General features: G+C 60.5%; 19 protein-coding genes and 4 tRNA genes. 17 read left to right on the top strand and 6 right to left on the bottom strand.

The features are described from left to right. Positions 1-5: 5 nt before the first annotated feature. Entirely contained in the window at positions 6-443 is a 438-nt protein-coding gene (gene fkpB / locus V9L13_RS16485; RefSeq protein WP_198286829.1) for an FKBP-type peptidyl-prolyl cis-trans isomerase, read from the top strand. A 187-nt stretch (positions 444-630) separates the two neighbouring features. Continuing rightward, entirely contained in the window at positions 631-1,575 is a 945-nt protein-coding gene (gene ispH / locus V9L13_RS16480) for a 4-hydroxy-3-methylbut-2-enyl diphosphate reductase (RefSeq protein ID WP_223007220.1), read from the top strand. On the opposite strand, the gene V9L13_RS16475 is transcribed toward ispH, so the two are convergent. Beyond that, entirely contained in the window at positions 1,532-2,101 is a 570-nt protein-coding gene (locus V9L13_RS16475) for a GspH/FimT family protein (RefSeq protein WP_338800039.1), read from the bottom strand. The genes ispH and V9L13_RS16475 overlap by 44 nt on opposite strands. Before the next feature lie 131 nt (positions 2,102-2,232). On the opposite strand from V9L13_RS16475, the gene V9L13_RS16470 reads away from it, so the two are divergent. Genes V9L13_RS16470 through thiO form a run of 7 tightly spaced genes read left to right on the top strand, consistent with a single transcriptional unit; the run spans position 2,233 to position 8,998 of the window. Beyond that, on the top strand, positions 2,233-2,706 hold the full coding sequence (locus V9L13_RS16470) for a GspH/FimT family pseudopilin (protein WP_103485409.1): 474 nt from the start codon (positions 2,233-2,235) through the stop codon (positions 2,704-2,706). Continuing rightward, entirely contained in the window at positions 2,703-3,152 is a 450-nt protein-coding gene (gene pilV, locus V9L13_RS16465; protein ID WP_003228332.1) for a type IV pilus modification protein PilV, read from the top strand. The genes V9L13_RS16470 and pilV overlap by 4 nt, the downstream gene beginning before the upstream one ends. Further along, the gene (locus tag V9L13_RS16460) at positions 3,149-3,862 is read left to right on the top strand and encodes a prepilin-type N-terminal cleavage/methylation domain-containing protein (protein ID WP_338800038.1); all 714 of its coding nucleotides are present in this window, start codon (positions 3,149-3,151) and stop codon (positions 3,860-3,862) included. The genes pilV and V9L13_RS16460 overlap by 4 nt, the downstream gene beginning before the upstream one ends. Before the next feature lie 10 nt (positions 3,863-3,872). Further along, positions 3,873-4,352, top strand: coding sequence for a PilX N-terminal domain-containing pilus assembly protein (locus V9L13_RS16455; RefSeq protein WP_338802879.1), 480 nt, complete (start codon positions 3,873-3,875; stop codon positions 4,350-4,352). Next, positions 4,339-7,422: a PilC/PilY family type IV pilus protein gene (locus V9L13_RS16450; RefSeq protein WP_338800037.1), complete on the top strand. Its 3,084-nt coding sequence runs from the start codon at positions 4,339-4,341 to the stop codon at positions 7,420-7,422. Before V9L13_RS16455 ends, V9L13_RS16450 begins: the two co-directional genes overlap by 14 nt. Positions 7,423-7,437: 15 nt before the next feature. Continuing rightward, entirely contained in the window at positions 7,438-7,839 is a 402-nt protein-coding gene (locus V9L13_RS16445; RefSeq protein ID WP_003228325.1) for a type IV pilin protein, read from the top strand. A 58-nt stretch (positions 7,840-7,897) separates the two neighbouring features. Beyond that, positions 7,898-8,998, top strand: coding sequence for a glycine oxidase ThiO (thiO, locus tag V9L13_RS16440; RefSeq protein WP_338800036.1), 1,101 nt, complete (start codon positions 7,898-7,900; stop codon positions 8,996-8,998). Between the two features lie 114 nt (positions 8,999-9,112). On the opposite strand, the gene V9L13_RS16435 is transcribed toward thiO, so the two are convergent. The 4 genes from V9L13_RS16435 to V9L13_RS16420 all read right to left on the bottom strand — a co-directional run bounded on the left by V9L13_RS16435 (position 9,113) and on the right by V9L13_RS16420 (position 13,410). Continuing rightward, positions 9,113-10,480 carry a sigma-54 dependent transcriptional regulator gene (locus V9L13_RS16435; protein ID WP_338800035.1) on the bottom strand — a complete coding sequence of 456 codons (1,368 nt, stop codon included), beginning with the start codon at positions 10,478-10,480 and terminating at the stop codon, positions 9,113-9,115. Continuing rightward, complete coding sequence (locus V9L13_RS16430; RefSeq protein ID WP_338802878.1) at positions 10,455-12,041, bottom strand: ATP-binding protein; 1,587 nt, start codon at positions 12,039-12,041, stop codon at positions 10,455-10,457. Before V9L13_RS16430 ends, V9L13_RS16435 begins: the two co-directional genes overlap by 26 nt. Then, positions 12,031-12,264: a PP0621 family protein gene (locus V9L13_RS16425; RefSeq protein ID WP_045122641.1), complete on the bottom strand. Its 234-nt coding sequence runs from the start codon at positions 12,262-12,264 to the stop codon at positions 12,031-12,033. The genes V9L13_RS16430 and V9L13_RS16425 overlap by 11 nt, the downstream gene beginning before the upstream one ends. Positions 12,265-12,390: 126 nt before the next feature. Beyond that, on the bottom strand, positions 12,391-13,410 hold the full coding sequence (locus V9L13_RS16420) for an outer membrane protein assembly factor BamD (protein WP_003228317.1): 1,020 nt from the start codon (positions 13,408-13,410) through the stop codon (positions 12,391-12,393). A 151-nt stretch (positions 13,411-13,561) separates the two neighbouring features. Between V9L13_RS16420 and rluD the strand changes: the two genes are divergently transcribed. The 8 genes from rluD (at position 13,562) to V9L13_RS16380 (ending at position 20,439) form a co-directional block, all read left to right on the top strand. Continuing rightward, positions 13,562-14,524, top strand: coding sequence for a 23S rRNA pseudouridine(1911/1915/1917) synthase RluD (gene rluD / locus V9L13_RS16415; protein ID WP_003228314.1), 963 nt, complete (start codon positions 13,562-13,564; stop codon positions 14,522-14,524). Then, the gene (gene pgeF, locus V9L13_RS16410) at positions 14,521-15,243 is read left to right on the top strand and encodes a peptidoglycan editing factor PgeF (RefSeq protein WP_338800033.1); all 723 of its coding nucleotides are present in this window, start codon (positions 14,521-14,523) and stop codon (positions 15,241-15,243) included. The genes rluD and pgeF overlap by 4 nt, the downstream gene beginning before the upstream one ends. 130 nt (positions 15,244-15,373) lie before the next feature. Further along, positions 15,374-17,938, top strand: a complete 2,565-nt coding sequence (gene clpB / locus V9L13_RS16405; RefSeq protein ID WP_027612807.1) for an ATP-dependent chaperone ClpB — start codon at positions 15,374-15,376, stop codon at positions 17,936-17,938. A 297-nt stretch (positions 17,939-18,235) separates the two neighbouring features. Beyond that, positions 18,236-18,311 (top strand) — tRNA-Asn (locus V9L13_RS16400). A gap of 9 nt (positions 18,312-18,320) precedes the next feature. Beyond that, positions 18,321-18,397, top strand: a tRNA-Pro gene (locus V9L13_RS16395). A 5-nt stretch (positions 18,398-18,402) separates the two neighbouring features. Further along, positions 18,403-18,478 (top strand) — tRNA-Lys (locus tag V9L13_RS16390). Between the two features lie 97 nt (positions 18,479-18,575). Further along, positions 18,576-18,652: transfer RNA gene (locus V9L13_RS16385), tRNA-Pro, on the top strand. 161 nt (positions 18,653-18,813) lie between these two features. Next, complete coding sequence (locus V9L13_RS16380; protein ID WP_338800032.1) at positions 18,814-20,439, top strand: methyl-accepting chemotaxis protein; 1,626 nt, start codon at positions 18,814-18,816, stop codon at positions 20,437-20,439. A 141-nt stretch (positions 20,440-20,580) separates the two neighbouring features. Here V9L13_RS16380 and V9L13_RS16375 read toward each other — a convergent pair whose 3' ends face one another. Then, positions 20,581-21,879, bottom strand: coding sequence for an NAD(P)/FAD-dependent oxidoreductase (locus V9L13_RS16375; protein ID WP_150367937.1), 1,299 nt, complete (start codon positions 21,877-21,879; stop codon positions 20,581-20,583). Positions 21,880-21,936 lie beyond the last annotated feature (57 nt).

The following is a 21,936-nucleotide window of genomic DNA, read 5'->3' as shown; positions in this document are numbered from 1 at the left end:
AGGTATTGGCTGAGCAACGCATCGGCCAGAACACGGAAGTCACTTTGCACTTTGCATTGCGCCTGGAGAACGGCGATACGGTCGACAGCACGTTCGACAAGGCCCCGGCGACCTTCAAGGTCGGCGACGGCAACCTGCTGCCGGGTTTCGAAGCGGCATTGTTCGGCTTCAAGGCCGGCGACAAGCGTACGCTGACCGTCGAGCCGGAAAACGCTTTCGGCCAGCCGAACCCGCAAAACGTACAGATCATCCCGCGCTCGCAGTTTGCCGACATGGAACTGTCACCGGGTCTGCTGGTGATCTTCAACGATGCGGCCAATACTGAGCTGCCGGGTGTGGTGAAAGAGTTCGACGACGCGCAAGTGACCGTCGACTTCAACCACCCGCTGGCGGGAAAGACGCTGACCTTTGACGTAGAGATCATCTCCGTCAAAGCGATCTGAGTTACACCTCAGAACATTGTGGGAGCGGGCTTGCTCGCGAATGCTGACTGACATTCAACATAGAAGTTGTCTGACACACTGCTTTCGCGAGCAAGCCCGCTCCCACATTGGATTTTTGCTGGATTTGAGCAATGTGCTCGATCAGCAGGACGTAAATTTATTTCGCGCGCAAGACACGAGGCACAGCATGCAAATCAAACTCGCCAACCCCCGTGGCTTCTGCGCCGGCGTGGACCGGGCGATCGAAATCGTCAACCGCGCCCTGGAAGTCTTCGGGCCGCCGATCTACGTGCGTCATGAAGTGGTGCACAACAAATTCGTGGTCGAAGACCTGCGCAGTCGTGGCGCGATCTTCGTCGAGGAACTGGATCAGGTGCCGGACGACGTCATCGTGATCTTCAGTGCTCACGGGGTTTCTCAAGCCGTACGCAGCGAAGCCGCCGGTCGTGGCCTGAAAGTATTCGACGCCACCTGTCCGCTGGTTACCAAGGTACACATCGAAGTCGCCAAATACAGCCGCGACGGCCGTGAGTGCATCCTGATCGGCCACGCCGGTCACCCTGAAGTCGAAGGCACCATGGGCCAGTACGATGCCAGCAACGGCGGCGCGATCTACCTCGTCGAAGACGAAAAAGACGTGGCCGAACTGCAGGTGCGTAACCCGGAAAAACTGGCGTTCGTGACCCAGACCACCCTGTCGATGGACGATACCAGCCGCGTGATCGATGCCCTGCGCACACGTTTCCCGGCCATCGGTGGCCCGCGCAAGGACGACATCTGCTACGCCACGCAAAACCGTCAGGATGCGGTCAAGCAACTGGCCGACGAGTGCGACGTAGTGTTGGTGGTGGGCAGCCCGAACAGCTCCAACTCCAACCGCCTGCGTGAGCTGGCCGAACGCATGGCCACGCCGGCCTACCTGATCGACGGCGCTGAAGATCTGCAAAAGAGCTGGTTCGAGGGTGTCGAGCGCATCGGCATCACCGCTGGTGCCTCCGCACCGGAAGTGTTGGTTCGCGGCGTGATCCAGCAATTGCAAGCCTGGGGCGCGACGGGTGCCGATGAACTGGCCGGTCGCGAAGAGAACATCACCTTCTCGATGCCGAAAGAGCTGCGCGTCCGTTCGATCTGACGCTCTTCGCCTTCAGGCACAGCGCCTGCTCAGCCTTTGTGCTGGTCAGGCGCACCCGACCGGTTGCCGCCAGCACCACCTGGAGCTGGCTGACCGGCCCCTGTGCCGAGCAGAGATGTAACGTCCCTGCCTGAAATGCCCGCCCGGGCATCAGCGGTTGTCCCAGACTGCTGAAGCGCACATAACGACTGACCAGCCAATTGCCGACGATCGGTATTCGCCCGTCACTCGCGTGCTCCAGCAGCAGTGGGTTGCTGCTGTCCAGCGGCCCCTTGCCGCTGATATCCAGAATGATCCGCCAGCCCTGACTCCAGTCGTCATTGATGCCATGGATCACCACGCTCTGATTGCGGGTGATGGCCTGTGTGCGGGCGTTGCGAATGCCCTCGAGCAGCGACCGGGCCGCCTGGTCGCGATGAGTCGATTCAGTGAAGGCCGCGAAGGCCGGACTGACCAGCGACAGAACAATTGCGCCAATCGCCAGTCCCATAAGCAATTCAATCAGACTGAAACCCTGTTGCGGCATGCCGACTCCCTCCCTGGAGCATGAAGCCCGGCGCAATCCTTTTCGCCGGGCAGGGCAAATCAACCGACGCAGGCCGGTTGAATGTTCTAGCTTGTAGAAGCAGGTATAGCCGACGGCAACGGAGGGCATCGATGGATCATCGTACAAAAGGTTTCACGCTGCCCGAACTGTTGGCTGCGGTCGCCGTGCTGGTGATCCTCATCACCCTGGCGGTGCCAGGCTTCACTCGCTCGATCCAGAGCAGCAAGGCCGACACCGAAATGGGTGACCTGCAGCGCGCCATCAACTACGCGCGGCTGGAGGCGATTGATCGCGGCGTGACCACACGCTTGCGCCCGAGCGCCGGCGGCAGCGTGTGGACCGGCGAATTGTCGGTCTACGACAGTACTGGCACTCCGGCCAATGTATTACGGGTTGTTCCAGCGATGAGCAGCGGCGCGACTCTGACGCTACCCTCAGGAGTGACCGCACTGGATTTCAACAATCTGGGCGGCCTGGCGGCGCCGTCGACGGCGGTGGCCATCAGTTATGTGCTGGGAACACAAAGCAGGACGCTGAACGTGTGTCTGAACGGACGAATTCAACTGGGTGGAAGTTGCGGATGAGGGCAGGGAGCACACAGGCACAGGAGGGCATGTCGCTGATCGAGGTACTGGTCGCGTTGCTGATTCTGACCGTCGGCATATTGGGCGCGGCCGCCGTTCAAGTGAATGCGCTGAAGTACACCGACAGTTCCCGGATGACCAGTCAGGCGAGCTTCATCGCCTACGACATGATGGACCGCATACGCGCCAATTCCGCTGCCGATTACACGGTCACGCCGCCGACCGCAGGCAACCTCAGCGTCGCCCGCGATCAGGATCTCTACGATTTCACCACCAATATCGTCAATTTCGGCGGGCCGACTGCCACCGGCACGATCACCCTCAATCAGCGGGTGTACACCATCACCATCAACTGGAATGACTCACGGGCCGCGAATGCCACCGGTACCACCCGCAGCTTCGTCCTGACCAGCCGTGCCACGGTCGATCCGGTGGCCGGCCCATGAAGCACGCCAACCGGGGTTTCGGCCTGATCGAAATGCTCATCGCCCTGGCGCTCGGGCTGATCATCGTGCTGGGGGTGGTGCAGACGTTTCTCGCGGCCAAGAACACTTACGTCAGCCAGAACACCGCTGCCGCCATGCAGGAAGACGCACGTTTTGTATTGAGCAAGATGATTCAGGAACTGCGCATGGTCGGCATGTTCGGCTGCCTGGGCACGATTACTGACGCGAGCTCGGCGGGGGATTTCAACGCGGCGCAGATCATCCCGATCAGCTGGGACAACAGCAACCTCAAGCTGACCCTGGTCACTGCTGATGTCGGTGGCAATGGTGGTACGCCGATTTGGACGGTGGTCTCCGATTGCCGCAACAGCGCCACGGCCTATACCGGGTTGCGGGCGGCGGCGAGCGGGCAGATCGCCTTTCCGATCCGCCGCTTGATCTACAGCTTCAGCAACAACCAGATTCTCATGGGCTCCGGCAGCGGCACCCCAACCCAGCAGGTGCTGGTGAACAATGTCAGTGCGTTCAACGTCATGTTCGGTCTGGCGACGTCCGCCACCGATGTCGCGGCGTCCTCCTACAGCGCCAACCCCAGTGACCCGGCGCGCATCCGCAGTGTGCGTCTGAGTCTGACCCTCACCGACCCGAACAACCGGGTGGCCAATCAAACCTTCAACGTGGTTGCCGCTTTGCGCAACCGCTTGCAGTGAGGCCGGAATGATGAGGATCACGTTCAACCAGAGGCAAACCCAGCGCGGCATGGTGTTGCTGGTCAGTCTGGTGTTTCTGTTGCTGCTGACCTTGATCGGGCTGTCCTCGATGCAGAGCGCCAACCTGCAGGAGAAAATGGCCGGTAGCGTCAGCCTGCGTAATCAGTCGTTCCAGGCCGCCGAGGCGGCGTTGCGCATCGGCGAGAGTGCGGTGCAACTCGACAGTTATTCGCTGGCGGTGTGTGCCAGCGCCACGCAATGTGCGCCGCCAGCGGAGTCCTCGGTGGTCAGTGCGGCGGGGTTCAACTCGACCTCGGGGGTGACGTGGGTCGCCGCAGGTAACGGCTTCTATGGTGTGCAGAACATCGGTACCACGCTGACGGCGGTGAACGTGCCGAGCAACACCTCGGCGACCTTGTATCGAGTGACCGCAGTCGGCATCGCCGGTACTTCGCGCAGTGTGGTGGAGAGTGTCTATGCGAAGTATTGAGCGCTGCCGGACGTTGTTGGCCGGCATGCTGCTGAGCTTTTATCTGGCAGCGCCGGCTTATGCGTTCACGCCTTCCGACTCGCCGCTGCTGAGTGCCGCTGCGGTACCGCCCAACGTGATGTTGCTGATCGACGATTCCGGCAGCATGAACAGCATCATTTATGCGGCGGGATTCGATCCGACCGTCACACGCACCCCGGCCCGGCAATGTAATGCGTTGCTCGGGCTGTGCCTGAGTTCAACGGCGATCACTGGCGATCCGGTGTTTCTCTCGAACCTGCCGACCTCCGGTTGCTCCGGCGGCGCCTTCGCCTTCTACAACAACAGCGTCGCGCCGTTGTGCCTGAAACTGCCTGATCCGGTGGGCGGCGGCAATACTCGCTACACGGGGGACTACATCGCCTATGTGGTCGGGCTGGCGATCAACAACGGCACTCGCGACTTCACCACCGGGGCGATTCCCAACGACTATCGGATCAACGTCGCGCGCAACGTGTCCACCGCACTGGTCACCAGCAACCGTAACTTGCGCATGGGCCTGTCGACCTTCAACCCGGTGACCAGCAACAACCCCGGGAACGGTGGATACATCGCTCGTTCCATCAGTGATCTGTCGCCGGTCTCCGGCAGCGTGACCCAGGCGCAGGCCGACGCCAACTACAATGCGTTGATTTCGGCGATCGGTGGTTTGGGGGCCGTGGCCAACACGCCATTGGCGGAAACCTATTACGAAATCACCCGGTACATGCGCGGCATGACGCCGTACTACAACAGCACACCCACCACTTACACCAGTCCGATCCAGTACCGCTGCCAGAAGAACTATGGCGTAGTGATCACCGACGGCCTTCCGACGTATGACCGCACGTTTCCCACCAATGACCCGTTGGGCGGAAGTCGCTTGCCGAACTGGGACGGCATCAACAATGACGGCAACAACCTCAATGGCGATAACGAGGGTGACACGCTGTATCTGGATGACATTGCCAAGTTTGCGTTCGACATCGACATGCGGTCGACAGGTACCGATCTCGCGGGCAAGAGCTGGGGCTCGGCGGATTTTCCCAAGCAGAACATGAACACCTACACCGTCGGCTTTACTGCCGACAACGACATGCTTTCCGACGCCGCTGCCTATGGGCAGGGCAAGTATTACCAGGCGAGCGACAGCACCGGTCTCAACAGTGCGCTGTCCTCGGCGTTGAGCGACATCACTTCCAAGGCCGGCTCCGGCGGCAGCGGTGTCACCAGCGGCACCACGCTGGCCAGTGGCACCAGTTATTTCCAGACCAGTTACGACCCCAAGGACTGGCGCGGCACGATCAAATCCTTTGGCTTCACTTCGGCTGGCGCGGTGAACACCTCGGCAGCGTTGTGGACCACCGATACCACCATCGTGCCGGGCGCGACCGCACCGACCTATCAATCGTGGAACACCAGCAGCAATGCCGCCGTGACTCTGGCCTACGGCAACTTTTCCGCGACCCAACAGACGACGCTCAGCCAGAGCCTGCCCACCGGCATCAGCGGCAGTGATCTGGTGGAGTGGAGCAAGGGCACCAACAAGACCGGGCTCAAGGTGCGCAGCGTGTTGCTCGGCGACATCATCAACTCGCCGCTGGTGCTGGCCTCGCCCAGCGACAAAACCGCCTCCGACCTGTCGGGCGACACCACCTACACCACGTACCTGACCACCAAAGCGGCGAACATGAATGCCAATCTGGTGGTGAACGCCAATGACGGTTTCGTCAACGTGATCAACTCGGCCAACGGCACTCGACGCTATGCCTACATGCCGTCCAGCGTGTTGCCGTCGCTGCGGCTGATTGCCGATCCGGCGTACATCAATGGCGTCAGCCACAAGTTTCTGGTGGACGGCCAGGTCGGGGTCTACGATCTTCAGTTCAACAGTGCCTGGAAAACCGTGGCCATCGGCGGCACCGGTGCCGGCGGCAAGACTTTCTATGCACTGCAGTTGTTCGACGCGTCCGCTGGCAATGTGCTCAATGCCCTGTGGGAAGTCAGTGCACCCGCCACGGCGAACACCGCCAACGCATTTAATGATCTGGGTTACGCCTATGCCCGGCCGGAAGTGGCACGCTTGGCCGATGGTCGCTGGGCGGCGTTCATTGCCAATGGTTATGGCAGCAACTCCGGAGTGGCGGCTTTGTATGTGCTGGATGTGCGTGACGGTTCGTTGATCAAGAAGATCGTCATCGACAGTACCGAAACCACTAATGGCCTGTCGTCGGTGAAGCTCAAGGTCAATTCGTCGAACGTGGTGCAGGCCGCTTATGGCGGTGATCTGAAAGGGCGTCTGTGGAAATTCGATCTGAGCGCGACGTCGACCGACAGCTGGGGCGTGGCGTTTTCCGGCAAACCACTGTTCACCACGGCGGGCGGGGCGACCCAGCCGATCACCGCGCAGCCGCTGCTGGCGGACAATTCGCTGGGGGGCAAACAGATCTTCGTCGGCACCGGCAAATTCAACGAGACCGCCGACAAGACCAACAAGGATTTGCAGGCGTTCTACTCGGTGTGGGACGCCGATGGTGGTTCCGGTCAGTTGACCGTCAGCAGTTTGCAGGCGCAAGCAGTGACCGGGGTGTTCTCCGGCAGCGCCGGACAGTTCATCACCACCAGCCAGAACGACACGACCTATCCGGCGGAGAAGGGCTGGTATCTGCCGTTGGTGTACAACAACGTGCTGACCGGCGAGCGGGTGATCAATCAGGCCAGTCTGGTGCTCGGACGCATCGTGTTTACCACCGCCAGTGTCGATACCACCGACCCGTGTGCCAGTTTCGGCACCGGCAAACTGGTCGAACTGGATGCGTTCAGCGGTAAGATGCTCAACTACGCGGTGCTCGACACCAACGCCGATGGCGTGGTCGACAGCAACGACACGATTTCCAGCGGCGTGGTGTTCACCGGCGGAATTCCGACCCTGAACGCCATCGTCAATGGCGCGACCCGCAAGATCGTCAACGATTCCAGTGGCACCGTGACCACGCTGGTGGAAAAACCCGGTGGCGGCAGCCGTCGTATCATGTGGCGACAAATACAGTAAGTGAGAGTTTGAGGCATGCGCAGATTCAACCGGGGCTTCACCTTGATCGAAATCATGATCGTGATTGCGATCATCGGGATCATCATCACCATCGCCGCACCGAGCTACACCGAATACCTGAAAAAAGGTCGGCGCGCCGAAGTGGTGTCGCTGCTCTCGGAACAGGCGCAGATCCTCGAGCGCTTCTACACCAAGAACAATGTTTATACCGGCATCACCGGTCTGAGCACGGGCAATGATTTCTACACCATCACCCCGACGATCACTGACCAGACCTTCCTGCTGACGGCCACCCGTAATGCTGGCACGACCATGGCCACCGACAAGTGCGGGGATTTCACCCTGACCAACACTGGCGTCAGAAGTATGAACAACGCAACCACCGGGCTGACCACCAAGGATTGCTGGGGCCGCTGAGGTACCTTCTTAAGGGCGCCTTTTTGCGCCCACTGTCTTTTTTACGGTTGGATCAAACATGACCAGGCAACAGCAAGTGGTGATTGTCGGTGGCGGGGTGATTGGCCTGCTGACCGCCTACAACCTCGCCTCAGAAGTGCGCAGCGTGGTGCTGCTGGATCGCTCGAACGTCGGTCAGGAGTCGTCCTGGGCCGGCGGCGGTATCGTTTCGCCGCTGTACCCGTGGCGCTATAGCCCGGCAGTCACCGCGCTGGCGCATTGGTCGCAGGATTTTTATCCACAGCTGGGCGAGCGGCTGTTTGCCGATACCGGGGTTGATCCCGAAGTGCACACCACCGGCCTGTACTGGCTGGATCTGGATGATGAAGCCGAGGCACTGGCCTGGGCCGAGCGCGAAAACCGTCCGCTGCGGGCTGTGGATATTTCGGCGGCGCACGACGCGGTGCCGGTGCTGGGTGGCGGATTCTCCCGGGCGATCTACATGGCCGATGTGGCCAATGTGCGTAACCCGCGTCTGGTCAAATCGTTGAAAGCCGCTTTGCTGGCGCTGCCGAACGTGACCATCCACGAGCAATGCGAAGTCAGCGGGTTTGTTCGCGAAGGGGAGCGAGTGGTAGGCGTCGAGACGTCCAAAGGCCTGATCCGCGGTGAGCAGATCGTGCTGACGGCCGGAGCATGGAGCGGTGATCTGCTCAAAACATTGGATCTGACGCTGCCGGTCGAGCCGGTCAAGGGCCAGATGATTCTCTACAAGTGTGCAGCGGATTTCCTGCCGAGCATGGTGCTGGCCAAGGGGCGTTATGCGATTCCGCGTCGCGACGGGCACATTCTGATCGGCAGTACGCTGGAGCACGAAGGCTACGACAAGACGCCGACCGATGTCGCGCTGGAGAGCCTCAAGGCTTCGGCGGTCGAGCTGCTGCCGGCGCTGGCGGATGCCGAAGTGGTGGGACATTGGGCCGGTTTGCGTCCGGGCTCGCCTGAGGGGATTCCGTATATTGGCCGGGTGCCGGGGTTTGAGGGTTTGTGGCTGAACTGCGGGCATTACCGCAACGGGCTGGTGCTGGCGCCGGCGTCATGTCAGTTGTTTGCCGATGTGATGCTGGGGCGTGCGCCGATTATTGATCCGGCGCCGTATGCGCCTGAAGGTCGCATTTAGCCAGATTTTTCTCTGCTGGCTGGCAGACCGCTTTCGCGGGCAAGCCCGCTCCCACAGTTGATTTTTGTCGTTCACAAAATCCAATGTGGGAGCGGGCTTGCTCGCGAAGGGGCCTCAATCCAGACCGAGTTTCTTCAGCCTGTAGCGCATCGAGCGAAACGACAGACTCAACCGCTGCGCCGCCGCCGTACGATTCCAGCGCGTTTCCTCCAGCGCCTGCAGGATCAGCTTGCGCTCGACGTTCTCCAGATAATCCTCCAGGTTATCGATCTGCGTCAGGTCGGCAATACCGCCCTCGACCGTGCAATTACCTTCGCTGAGACGCAGATCTGCGGCCTCGATCAACTGGTTTTCACACAGCGTGTGCGCCCGTTCAAGGACGTTTTCCAGCTCTCGAACATTCCCCGGAAAGCGGTAACTCTTCAGCGCCTCAAGCGCCTGCGGGTGCAAACGAGCCGCCGCGCGGCCGCTGCCTGCCGCCAGACGCTGGAGCATGTGCGCCGCCAGCACCTCGATGTCATCGCGCCGTTCGCGCAGGGATGGCACACGCAGTTCGATCACGTTCAAGCGGTAATACAGGTCCTGGCGAAAGCGCCCGGCGGCGACCTCGGCGTCGAGATCCTTGTGGGTGGCGCAAAGAATGCGCACATCGACCACCGTTTCCTGCTGACCGCCGACGCTGCGCACGGCTTTCTCCTGAATCGCCCGCAGCAATTTCACCTGCATCGACAGCGGCAGGTCCGCCACTTCGTCGAGAAACAGGGTGCCGCCGTGTGCGGCCTGGAACAGCCCAGGTTTGTCCTCCACTGCGCCAGTGAAGCTGCCTTTGCGATGACCGAAAAATTCGCTTTCCATCAGCTCCGACGGAATCGCCCCGCAATTGACCGGCACGAACGGCTTGCCGGCGCGTGGTCCCTGTTCGTGGATCAGCCGCGCGACCAGTTCTTTGCCGCTGCCCGATTCTCCGCTGATGTAGACCGGTGCCTGACTGCGCGCCAGTTTGTCGATCTGTTTGCGCAGATTGTGCATCGGTGGTGAGTCACCGAGCAGGCGCCGGTCGATCGAGGTGACGCTGCCTCCGGCTGCCGGCATGCGCAACGCAGTGCTGACCAGTTCGCGCAGGCGCGTCAGATCAACCGGCTTGGTCAGGAAGTCGAAGGCCCCGGCTTTCAAGGCGTTGATCGCCGTTTCCAGACTGCCGTACGCGGTGATCATCGCCACCGGCAGTTGTGGATAACGTTGCTGGATGTGCTGCACGAGGTCCAGCCCCGTGCCGTCGGGCAGGCGCATGTCGGTCAGGCACAGGTCGAAGGTGTTGTTGTGCAACAACGTCTGGGCTTCGCCGAGATTGCGCGCGCTGAAGGTGTCGAGTTTCATCCGTCCCAGGGTGATTTCCAGGAGTTCGCGGATATCCGGTTCGTCGTCGACGATGAGGATTTTTGCCGTGGGCTCGTGTTCAACTTTGTTTCCGTCCGTGAGCAAAGGTGATGCGAAAGCAGCCGCCGCCTTGGCGTGGTTTGAAGTCTAGGCGCGCCTGGTTGCTTTCGCACAGCTCACGGGACAGATAAAGCCCAAGGCCGGTGCCCTGGCTACTGGTGGTGAAGAACGGCTCGAACAGATCGGCCTGCTGATCGGGTGGTACACCGGGGCCGTTGTCCTGCACTTCGAGCACCGCCAGCTGGCTGTCGGGGTCGATGAACAGTGCCAGCCAGACCTCGGCCTGCTCGTGCAGCAGGGCGCTGTGCCGCCAGCCGTTGCGTAACAGATTGTCGAGAATTTGCGTGAGCTGGTCGGGGTCCATCAATGTGATGAAGTCCCCGGAATTGATCCGCAAATGAATCGACTGGCGCTCAGTCGCCTGTTCGCGGCTCTCGCAGACGAAGCGTTCCAGCCACGGTTTGAGATCCAGGCGTTGCGGAGCGCTCTGCTGGCGGCGCGACAGTTGCAGGACGTTTTCGATGACTCGGTTCATGCGCTGGGAGTGGTCTTGAATGATCTGCGTCAGACGCCGATCCGCGCCATCGAGTTCCTCGGACTCACCCAATAGCTGCGCGGCGTGACTGATGGCGCCCAGCGGATTACGGATTTCATGGGAGATGCCGGCGGTCAGGCGCCCGAGCGCGGCGAGCTTGAGTTGCTGGGCTTGCTGGGCGACTTGTGCAAGGTCTTCGAGAAACACCAGGGTTTGCTGGTTCGGACTCTGTGCGAGGGCGATGAAGTTCGGTTGCAGTTCCAGGCCGTTGCCGGGAATCTTCAGGCTCTGCGGGCGTAGGGTCGGGTTGCTCAGCCATAGTTGCAGGCGCTCGACCAGTGCCGGCGAGTAGTCATCGATCAAATGCCCCTCAAGGTGCGACTGCGCCAGCAGGCTTTTCGCGCTGTGATTGGCCAGTTGCACCCGGCACTGGTCATCGAGCACCAGGATGCCGGTGCGCATACGCTGCAGAATCAGGGCGTTGAGGGCTTCGAGGCCGATCACTTCGCTGGCGCGCTTTTCGGCGAGGTTTTCGCTGACTTCCAGGCGCCTGACCAGACCCTGTACCAGCAGTGAAGCGGCAAAACACAAGGCGCCCAGGGTTCCGGCTTGCAGGTAATTGTTGGCGCTCAGGGGGTGGTTGAAGCTCAGCAGGAAACTTGAACCAATGATACCGAGGGCGCTGATGGCGGCTATCAGCAAGCCGATGCGTCGGCGCAGCAGGGTGTTGGCGATCGCCACCGAGACAATCAGCAAGTTACCGATGGCGCTGGCCACGCCACCCGCCGCGTAGAACAGGCCGCACAGCAAGAGCACATCGACCAGCGCCAGGGTGAACAGCTGCGCCGGGCGGCGGGTGTTCTCCAGGAACACCACCAGCAGAATGTTCAGCACCAGATACAACCAGCTGCCGCTGCGCAGCAGTTCGTCGTCGGCCGACGTCAGCAGGCGGTTGTCCATGTTGCTGGAGATCAGCAGCACCAGGGTGATGCCGACGCTTAAACGGTAGAGATGATAGAGGCGCAGCAGGCGCTGCGCCTGTTTACTGTCGGCGTTGGCCTCAGCGATCACTGGTGCCTGGGCCTTGCTCAAGGTGAGCCTGGCTGCAATACCACTGTTGCTGAAGGTTCAGCGCGCGATCGCGCGGCAGGTGCACGCCGCAATGAGCGCAACGCACCATCGGCGCGGCGTCTTGCTCGCGGGGCGATTGGGCAGACGCGGAGGGCGCCTTGAATTTTCGCCACAGCCATACCGCAGCGAAAATCAGGACAATCCAGAACAGTAAACGAAGCATGATGGGCGGCTTTTCGGCTAATGATTCGGCAGTTTAGCCAAGGAGTCGCCAGGCGCACAGACTATTAACGCGCGGCAATGAAAAAGGGAGATCCGCAGATCTCCCTTTTTTGTGTACCCGGTGCGATCAGTCGAAGATGCCGAAAGTCATGTAGCTGAACCACGAGCGGTCGTCGTTGTTGCCGGCGGCTTCGTGAGTTTCTTCGATCACTTCGCCGTTTTCGTCTTTTGGCTTGAGCTCATTCGGGATTGCGTCTTTTGCATCCTGGAACTGCTTCTGCACATCCTGGTTGGCGCGGGTTTCTCCCGGCGGCAGCGGCGGACGCGACTCGATCAGGCCCAAAGTCGCCTTGCTCAGGAACGAACGGTTGTCGGCTTCGGCGACCGATGGCACGAACTGACCGTCCTTCAGGCTTGGGTGGTTCGGGTAGTTGAGCTTCAGGGTTTCCAGACTGGTGGCGGCCAGCTCGTCCAGGTGCAGACGCTGGTAAGCCTCGGTCATCACCGCCAGGCCGTCGCCGACCGATGGGGTTTCCTGGAAGTTTTCCACTACATAGCGGCCACGGTTGGCGGCGGCGACGTAGGCCTGACGGGTCAGGTAGTAGTCGGCTACGTGGATTTCGTAGGCCGCCAGCAGGTTGCGCAGGTAGATCATGCGCTGCTTGGCGTCCGGCGCGTAGCGGCTGTTCGGGTAGCGGCTGGTCAGCTGGGCGAACTCGTTGTACGAGTCGCGGGCAGCGCCCGGGTCACGCTTGGTCATGTCCAGCGGCAGGAAGCGCGCCAGCAGGCCGACGTCCTGGTCGAAAGAGGTCAGACCCTTGAGGTAATACGCGTAATCCACGTTCGGATGCTGCGGATGCAAACGAATGAAACGCTCGGCGGCGGACTTTGCAGCTTCCGGCTCGGCGTTCTTGTAGTTGGCGTAGATCAACTCCAGCTGTGCCTGATCGGCGTAGCGACCGAATGGATAACGCGACTCCAGGGCCTTCAGCTTGGCTGTGGCGCTGGTGTAGCTGTTGTTGTCCAGGTCAGTCTGAGCCTGCTGATACAGCTCGGCTTCGCTGAGGTTTTCGTCTACGACTTCCTTCGATGAGCAAGCAGCGGTCAATGCGAGGATGGCGATCAGCAGCAGGTGTTTCACTTGCATGGCGGCTTGCGTCCCTATGACGGCCGCTGTCTTGGGCGGGGCCGTCCTGTTATGATGAGCGCCCCGTTGAAAAGCCTCGGGGCAAAAGACGCCGTATTTAACCACAAGCGCGCAGCCGAAACCAAAGGCTGTGCCGACGCCCAGTCAGAGCATGTCCGATAAAATTGAACTTCGCGCAGAGGTGCCGTCCGATTTGGGCGGCCAACGCCTCGATCAAGTCGCCGCCCAACTCTTCGCTGAGCACTCACGCTCGCGCCTTTCCGCCTGGATCAAAGAAGGTCGCCTGACTGTGGACGGGGCGGTCATCCGCCCGCGCGACATCGTTCATGGCGGTGCCATCCTTGAGCTGACTGCCGAGCAGGAAGCCCAGGGCGAGTGGATCGCCCAGGACATCGAACTCGACATCGTCTATGAAGACGACGACATCCTGGTGATCAACAAGCCTGCGGGCCTGGTGGTGCACCCGGCTGCCGGTCACGCCGATGGCACCTTGCTCAACGCCTTGCTGCACCACGTGCCGGACATCATCAATGTCCCGCGCGCCGGTATCGTGCATCGCCTGGACAAGGACACCACCGGTCTGATGGTGGTGGCCAAGACCATTCAGGCGCAGACCAAGCTCGTTGCCCAGCTGCAAAGCCGCAGCGTCAGCCGGATCTACGAGTGCATCGTGATCGGTGTCGTGACCGCCGGGGGCAAGATCAACGCCCCGATCGGCCGTCACGGCCAGCAGCGCCAGCGCATGGCAGTGATGGAAGGCGGCAAGCCGGCCGTCAGTCACTACCGCGTGCTGGAGCGTTTCCGTTCGCACACGCACGTGCGGGTCAAACTGGAAACCGGCCGGACTCACCAGATCCGTGTGCACATGTCGCACATCAACTTCCCGTTGGTCGGCGATCCGGCGTACGGCGGGCGTTTCCGTATTCCGCCAGCCGCGAACCCGACCATGGTCGAATCGCTCAAGCATTTCCCGCGTCAGGCATTGCACGCGCGCTTCCTTGAACTGGATCATCCGACCAGCGGTGAGCGCATGAGCTGGGAATCGCCGCTGCCGGAAGATTTCGTCTGGCTGCTGACCTTGCTCAAGCAGGATCGCGAGGCATTCGTCGGATGAACTGGCTGACGCCGGACTGGCCTGCGCCGGCCAGCGTCAGGGCCTGTGTCACCACCCGCGAGGGGGGTGTCAGCGAGGCACCGTTCGACAGCCTCAATCTGGGCGATCACGTCGATGATCGCCCGGAAGCAGTCGCCGAGAATCGTCGGCGTCTGACCGAACACTTCTCGATCAAGCCTGCCTGGTTGCAGCAAGTGCACGGAATTGACGTGGCTCATGCTGATCCGGGCGTGGTTGCCACCGCCGACGCCAATTGGACGGCAACTCCCGGGGTTGCCTGCACGGCGATGACCGCGGATTGCCTGCCGGCATTGTTCTGCAACCGTGCCGGCACTCGCGTCGCGGCGGCCCATGCCGGCTGGCGTGGGTTGGCGGCGGGCGTACTTGAAACCACCCTCGATCATCTCGACACCGCTGCGGCGGACGTGCTGGTCTGGCTCGGCCCGGCCATCGGCCCGAAAGCCTTTGAAGTCGGCCCGGAAGTACGCGAGGTCTTCGTCAATCAACTCCCCGAAGCGGCAGCCGCCTTCGTGCCCAGCCACAATGCTGGCAAGTTCATGGCTGACATCTATCTGCTGGCGCGCCTGCGTCTGGCTGAACGCGGAGTCACCGCGGTTTATGGCGGCGGTTTCTGCACCGTGACCGACCCGCGCTTCTTTTCTTACCGCCGTGCGTCGCGCACAGGTCGGTTCGCCTCCTTAATCTGGCTCACCCGCTAGACTGACTGATCTGCATCAACTGTCCGCCGCTTGAATCTCCCAGAATCGACCACATCTACAGTGGTATCTGGCAGGTTTCTTTATTCAGGATGGTTTTTAGGTCCGGCCTGCTCAAAAGGAAGGTGACCCCATGCGTATAGACCGTTTAACCAGCAAACTTCAGTTGGCGTTGTCCGACGCCCAATCCCTGGCTGTCGGCCACGATCATCCGGCCATCGAGCCGGCGCACTTGATGCAAGCCATGCTTGAACAACAGGGTGGTTCGATCAAACCCCTGTTGATGCAAGTGGGCTTCGACGTCAACAGCTTGCGCAAAGAGCTGACCAAAGAGCTCGATCAATTACCGAAAATCCAGAACCCGACCGGCGACGTGAACATGTCGCAGGATCTGGCGCGTCTGCTCAATCAGGCGGATCGTCTGGCCCAGCAGAAGGGCGACCAGTTCATTTCCAGCGAACTGGTGCTGCTCGCCGCGATGGACGAGAACAGCAAGCTCGGCAAATTGCTGCTCGGCCAGGGCGTGAGCAAGAAAGCCCTGGAAAACGCGATCAACAACCTGCGCGGCGGTGAGGCGGTGAATGACGCCAACCACGAAGAGTCGCGTCAGGCGCTGGATAAATACACCGTCGACCTGACCAAGCGTGCCGAAGAAGGCAAGCTCGATCCGGTGATCGGCCGTGACGACGAAATTCGCCGCACCATTCAGGTTCTGCAGCGCCGCACCAAGAACAACCCGGTGCTGATTGGCGAGCCTGGCGTGGGTAAAACCGCGATTGCCGAAGGTCTGGCCCAGCGCATCATCAACGGCGAAGTGCCGGACGGCCTCAAGGGCAAACGTCTGCTGTCGCTGGACATGGGCGCGCTGATTGCCGGTGCCAAGTATCGCGGTGAGTTCGAAGAGCGCCTGAAAGCGCTGCTCAACGAGCTGTCGAAGCAGGAAGGGCAGATCATTCTGTTCATCGACGAGCTGCACACCATGGTCGGCGCCGGTAAGGGCGAAGGCTCGATGGATGCCGGCAACATGCTCAAACCGGCACTGGCGCGCGGGGAGCTGCACTGCGTCGGCGCAACCACGCTCAACGAGTACCGCCAATATATAGAGAAGGATGCGGCGCTTGAGCGGCGTTTCCAGAAAGTCCTGGTGGACGAGCCGAGCGAAGAAGACACCATCGCCATCCTGCGTGGCCTCAAGGAGCGTTACGAGGTTCACCATAAAGTGGCGATCACCGACGGCGCGATCATCGCCGCGGCCAAGCTCAGCCATCGCTACATCACTGACCGGCAGTTGCCGGACAAGGCCATCGACCTGATCGACGAGGCCGCCAGCCGTATTCGCATGGAGATCGACTCCAAGCCGGAAGTGCTGGATCGCCTGGAACGTCGTTTGATTCAGCTCAAGGTTGAATCCCAGGCACTGAAGAAAGAAAGCGATGAAGCGGCGATGAAACGCCTGGAAAAACTCCAGGAAGAAATCGTCCGCCTCGAGCGTGAATATTCGGATCTGGAAGAAATCTGGAACTCGGAAAAAGCCGAGGTCCAGGGTTCGGCGCAGATTCAGCAAAAGATCGAGCAGTCGCGTCAGGAACTGGAAGCGGCGCGCCGTAAAGGCGACCTCAACCGCATGGCCGAATTGCAGTACGGGGTGATCCCGGATCTGGAGCGCAGCCTGCAAATGGTCGACCAGCACGGCAAGAGCGAAAACCAGTTGCTGCGCAGCAAGGTGACCGAAGAGGAAATCGCCGAAGTCGTGTCGAAGTGGACCGGTATTCCGGTGTCGAAAATGCTCGAAGGCGAGCGCGACAAGCTGATGAAGATGGAAAGCCTGCTGCACCAGCGCGTGATCGGTCAGGACGAAGCGGTGGTTGCGGTGGCCAACGCAGTACGGCGTTCGCGTGCCGGGCTGGCGGATCCGAATCGTCCAAGCGGCTCGTTCATGTTCCTCGGCCCGACCGGTGTCGGTAAAACCGAGCTGTGCAAGGCGCTGGCCGAATTCCTCTTTGATACTGAAGAGGCTATGGTGCGGATCGATATGTCCGAGTTCATGGAGAAACATTCCGTGGCACGGCTGATCGGCGCACCACCAGGCTATGTTGGCTACGAGGAGGGTGGTTACCTGACCGAAGCGGTGCGTCGCAAGCCTTACTCGGTGATCCTGCTGGATGAGGTCGAGAAGGCGCACCCGGATGTGTTCAACATCCTGCTGCAAGTGCTGGAGGATGGACGACTGACCGACAGCCACGGACGCACGGTGGATTTCCGCAATACCGTGATCGTCATGACCTCGAACCTCGGTTCGTCGCAGATCCAGGAACTGGTCGGTGACCGTGAGGCCCAGCGTGCAGCGGTGATGGACGCGCTGACGTCGCACTTCCGTCCCGAGTTCATCAACCGGGTCGACGAAGTGGTGATCTTCGAGCCATTGGCGCGGGATCAGATCGCGGGCATCACCGAGATCCAGTTGGGCCGTCTGCGCAGTCGTCTGGCCGAGCGCGAGCTGAAGCTGGAACTGAGTCCGGAAGCGATGGACAAGTTGATTGCCGTGGGTTACGACCCGGTTTATGGCGCACGTCCGCTCAAACGTGCGATCCAGCGCTGGATCGAAAACCCGTTGGCGCAGCTGATCCTGTCGGGGCATTTCCTGCCAGGCGACACGGCAACCGGCAAAGTGGTCAACGACGAAATCGTTTTCGACTGAGCCTCAACGCCAATGAAATAAGGAAGGCCTCGCTTTGCGAGGCCTTTTTTTCGTTAGGCTGTTGAACTCTAAGGAAAAGGCTTGTAAAGTGCGCCCCGCAGTCAGTCACCGGCAGCGTTTCAACCCACTGGGTTGAAAACTGAAATAAGTTGCAAATCATTAACTTGAAAGCAATTTAGGGGGTTGACAGAGGTGTTCTAGGTTGTAGAATAGCGCGCCTCAGACACACGAACGCAGCGATGCGAAAACGATGTCGAGAAGCTTCAAGTTTCACTGTTGTAAATTGAAATATGTAGTTCCGTGATAGCTCAGTCGGTAGAGCAAATGACTGTTAATCATTGGGTCCCAGGTTCGAGTCCTGGTCACGGAGCCAATTTCAAGCCGGGGTATAGCGCAGTCCGGTAGCGCGCCTGCTTTGGGAGCAGGATGTCAGGAGTTCGAATCCCCTTACCCCGACCATTTTTGGGTCGTTAGCTCAGTTGGTAGAGCAGTTGGCTTTTAACCAATTGGTCGTAGGTTCGAATCCCACACGACCCACCATTTTTGAAACCAGTTAGCGCTGGGATCGAATCTTAAGATCAGAGGCCAAAAGCGCTGATCGAAGAAGGCGATCTTTGAAAGGTCGCCTTTTTTTTACCGGGGTATAGCGCAGTCCGGTAGCGCGCCTGCTTTGGGAGCAGGATGTCAGGAGTTCGAATCCCCTTACCCCGACCATATTGAAAATCCTCGTATCGAAAGATACGGGGATTTTTTTTGTCCTCGCGAAAGACAATTCCCTTCAAGTCATCGTACAACTTGCCGATAGCCCGCTAACGAGAGGGGACTGCCGCTGTTCGCCCCTTCAATCTGGCCAATACAAGAATAAGGGCGTCCTCATGTTGCTTCGTCAGTTGAATATTGCTCCACGTGCCGCACTGGGTTTTGCCCTGATCGCGGTACTGGTGGCGTTGCTTGGGGTATTTGCCTTGGGGCAGATGTCGAGCATCCGTGACAGTGAGGTCGCGGTAGAGAGCCAGTGGCTGCCGAGCATTCGCGGCGGCGACGAGATTCGTGAGTTGATGCTGCGGATCCGCACGATTTCCCTGCGCATGGCACTTGATCAGGATCCGAAGAACATCGCGACTTACCGCAGCCAGATGGACACCCGCGACAAAGAGCTGAGCGAGAAGATCGCCGCCTACGACAAACTGGTCACCACGCCGGAAGGCCAGCAGCTCTATGACCAGTTCAAAAAAACCTTTGCCGCATATCGCACCGGCATCGCGCAATCCTTCACCCTGGCCGATCAAGGCCAGCGTGACGCACTGACCAAACTGCTGCTGATTGATATGAAAACCGTGGTCGACGGCTCCGGCAAGCAACTCAATGACCTGGCGGATCTGTTCGCCAGACAGGTGGCCGCTGAAAGCCAGAAATCCGCTGACCACTATCAGACCTCGCGCACCATCGTCAGTCTGTTCATCGCGCTGGCGGCGCTGGCCACGGTGGCCCTGGCCATGTTGCTCACCCGCAGCATCGTCCGTCCGCTGAGCAGCGCTGTCAGCGCTGCCGAAAGCGTGGCCCGGGGCGATCTGACCCGACCGATCGAAACCCACGGCAACGATGAGGTCAGTCGTTTGCTCAAGGCGCTGGCGACCATGCAGCAGAACCTGCGGGAAACGCTGCAAGGCATCAGCGGTTCGGCCACGCAACTGGCCACCGCTGCTGATGAGCTGAATGCGGTGACGCTCGGCAGCACACAAGGTCTGCAGCAGCAGAACAACGAAATCGAACAGGCCGCCACGGCGGTCAATGAAATGACCACGGCCGTTGAAGAAGTCGCGCGCAACGCGGTGTCGACGTCCGATGCCACCCGTCAATCCAGTGAGTCGGCGCAACTGGGACAGGCGCGGGTCAGCGACACCGCATCGGCCATCAATGCGCTGGCCAGCGACGTGCAGCACACCGGCGAGTTGGTGCAATCGCTGGCCAACCAGTCACAGGACATCGGCAAAGTGCTGGATGTGATCCGTGCCATTGCCGAGCAGACCAACCTGCTCGCGCTCAACGCCGCCATCGAGGCGGCCCGCGCAGGGGAGAGCGGACGAGGTTTTGCGGTGGTCGCCGATGAAGTGCGGGCGCTGGCCTATCGCACCCAGCAATCGACGCAGGAGATCGAGCAGATGGTGCAGGGCATGCGCAGTGGTTCAAGCCTGGCGCTGGATTCGATGCAGGCCAGTGCTGCACGGGCCACGACCACGCTGGCGTTGGCCGAGCGCGCCGGGGAGGCGCTGGAAACCATCACCGCGTCAGTGCATGAGATTCATGAGCGCAATCTGGTGATCGCCAGTGCCGCCGAAGAGCAGGCGCAAGTTGCGCGGGAAGTGGATCGTAACCTGGTGAACATTCGCGACCTGTCGGTCCGTTCGGCAGCGGGCGCCGATCAGACCCGCGCGTCGAGTCACGAACTGTCGCAACTGGCCAACGCGCTGCAAGGTATGGTGCGGCGCTTCCAGCTCTGATGAACAGAGATCGATTGCTGGATTTGTGAGCTGCGCAAAACAATTTGGGAGCGGGCTTGCTCGCGAAAGCGGTGTATCAGTCGACATGAATGTTGAATGACACGACCTCTTCGCGAGCAAGCCCGCTCCCACCGTTTTAGATCAATGCAGTTTCAAGCGCGGCTCGGTGCCGCGACCGATCTTGCTGCCCAGCATCAGCATCGCCGTGCGGAACGGCCCGTACAGCGCCATCTGGTGCATGCGGTACAGCGACACGTAGAACATCCGCGCCAGCCAGCCCTCCAGCATCACACTGCCCGTCAGGTTACCCATCAAGTTACCCACAGCGGAAAAACGCGACAGCGAAATCAGCGAGCCGTAGTCGGTGTATTTGTACTCCGGCAGGGTCTTGCCTTCGATGCGCAGCTTGAGCGACTTGGCCAGTAACGAAGCTTGTTGGTGCGCGGCTTGCGCACGCGGTGGCACGTTGCGATCCGAACCCGGTTGCGGGCACGCGGCGCAGTCACCGAAGGCGAAAATGTTTTCGTCGCGGGTGGTCTGCAACGTCGGCAGCACTTGCAGCTGATTGATACGGTTGGTTTCCAGACCGTCGATGTCCTTGAGGAAACCCGGCGCGCGAATCCCGGCGGCCCAGACTTTCAGGCTGGCCTTGATCACGTTGCCATCGGCGGTGATCAGGCTGTCGGCGGTCACTTCGCTGACCGAAGCGTTGGTCATCACATTGACCCCGAGTTTCTCCAGGGTCTTGTGCACCGGGCTGCTGATGCGCTCCGGCAGGGCTGGCAACACCCGTGGGCCGGCTTCGATCAGGGTGATGTGCATGTTTTCCGGTTTGATCCGGTCCAGACCGTATGCCGCCAGTTCGTGTGCGGCATTGTGCAGTTCTGCCGCCAGCTCGACGCCCGTGGCGCCGGCCCCGACGATCGCCACACTGATCTGCTCGATCACATCGGTCTGCCCGGCATGCGCGCGCAGATAGTGGTTGAGCAGTTGCTGGTGAAAACGCTCGGCCTGTTTACGAGTGTCGAGGAACAGGCAGTGCTGCGCCGCGCCCTGGGTACCGAAGTCGTTGGTGGTGCTGCCGACACTGATCACCAGCGAGTCGTAGGCCACTTCACGAGCCGGTACCAGTTCCACGCCGTTCTCGTCGTAGGTGGCCGCCAGCTGGATTTTCTTCTGCGCGCGATCAAGCCCGCTCATGCGCCCCAGCTGGAACTCGAAGTGGTTCCATTTCGCCTGGGCAACATAGTTGAGTTCGTCTTCGGAAGAGTTCAGCGATCCGGCGGCCACTTCGTGCAGCAGTGGTTTCCAGATGTGCGTGAGGTTCGCGTCGACCAGCATCACACTGGCCGTGCCGCGCTTGCCCAGAGTCTTACCCAGACGGGTAGCCAGCTCCAGACCGCCGGCGCCGCCGCCGACAATAACAATACGATGGGACATAGGGATAACTCGCAAGGTTTTTAAAGGAAATCGGTGCGGTTACCCGAGCGAGCGCGA

This window comes from Pseudomonas sp. RSB 5.4 (genome assembly GCF_037126175.1).
GTDB lineage: Bacteria > Pseudomonadota > Gammaproteobacteria > Pseudomonadales > Pseudomonadaceae > Aquipseudomonas > Aquipseudomonas fluorescens_H.
This window is presented reverse-complemented; position numbering and strand designations above follow the sequence as displayed.

Bases quoted from the DNA above. Each gene is read 5' to 3' on its own strand.
- V9L13_RS16380 (WP_338800032.1), top strand. From the start codon at position 18,814: ATGTTGCTTCGTCAGTTGAATATTGCTCCACGTGCCGCACTGGGTTTT.
- pgeF (WP_338800033.1), top strand. From the start codon at position 14,521: ATGAACTGGCTGACGCCGGACTGGCCTGCGCCGGCCAGCGTCAGGGCC.
- V9L13_RS16460 (WP_338800038.1), top strand. From the start codon at position 3,149: ATGAAGCACGCCAACCGGGGTTTCGGCCTGATCGAAATGCTCATCGCC.
- V9L13_RS16420 (WP_003228317.1), bottom strand. From the start codon at position 13,410: ATGCAAGTGAAACACCTGCTGCTGATCGCCATCCTCGCATTGACCGCT.
- thiO (WP_338800036.1), top strand. From the start codon at position 7,898: ATGACCAGGCAACAGCAAGTGGTGATTGTCGGTGGCGGGGTGATTGGC.
- V9L13_RS16375 (WP_150367937.1), bottom strand. From the start codon at position 21,879: ATGTCCCATCGTATTGTTATTGTCGGCGGCGGCGCCGGCGGTCTGGAG.
- V9L13_RS16445 (WP_003228325.1), top strand. From the start codon at position 7,438: ATGCGCAGATTCAACCGGGGCTTCACCTTGATCGAAATCATGATCGTG.
- rluD (WP_003228314.1), top strand. From the start codon at position 13,562: ATGTCCGATAAAATTGAACTTCGCGCAGAGGTGCCGTCCGATTTGGGC.
- V9L13_RS16450 (WP_338800037.1), top strand. From the start codon at position 4,339: ATGCGAAGTATTGAGCGCTGCCGGACGTTGTTGGCCGGCATGCTGCTG.
- pilV (WP_003228332.1), top strand. From the start codon at position 2,703: ATGAGGGCAGGGAGCACACAGGCACAGGAGGGCATGTCGCTGATCGAG.
- V9L13_RS16425 (WP_045122641.1), bottom strand. From the start codon at position 12,264: ATGCTTCGTTTACTGTTCTGGATTGTCCTGATTTTCGCTGCGGTATGG.
- V9L13_RS16475 (WP_338800039.1), bottom strand. From the start codon at position 2,101: ATGCCGCAACAGGGTTTCAGTCTGATTGAATTGCTTATGGGACTGGCG.
- V9L13_RS16470 (WP_103485409.1), top strand. From the start codon at position 2,233: ATGGATCATCGTACAAAAGGTTTCACGCTGCCCGAACTGTTGGCTGCG.
- V9L13_RS16455 (WP_338802879.1), top strand. From the start codon at position 3,873: ATGAGGATCACGTTCAACCAGAGGCAAACCCAGCGCGGCATGGTGTTG.
- clpB (WP_027612807.1), top strand. From the start codon at position 15,374: ATGCGTATAGACCGTTTAACCAGCAAACTTCAGTTGGCGTTGTCCGAC.
- ispH (WP_223007220.1), top strand. From the start codon at position 631: ATGCAAATCAAACTCGCCAACCCCCGTGGCTTCTGCGCCGGCGTGGAC.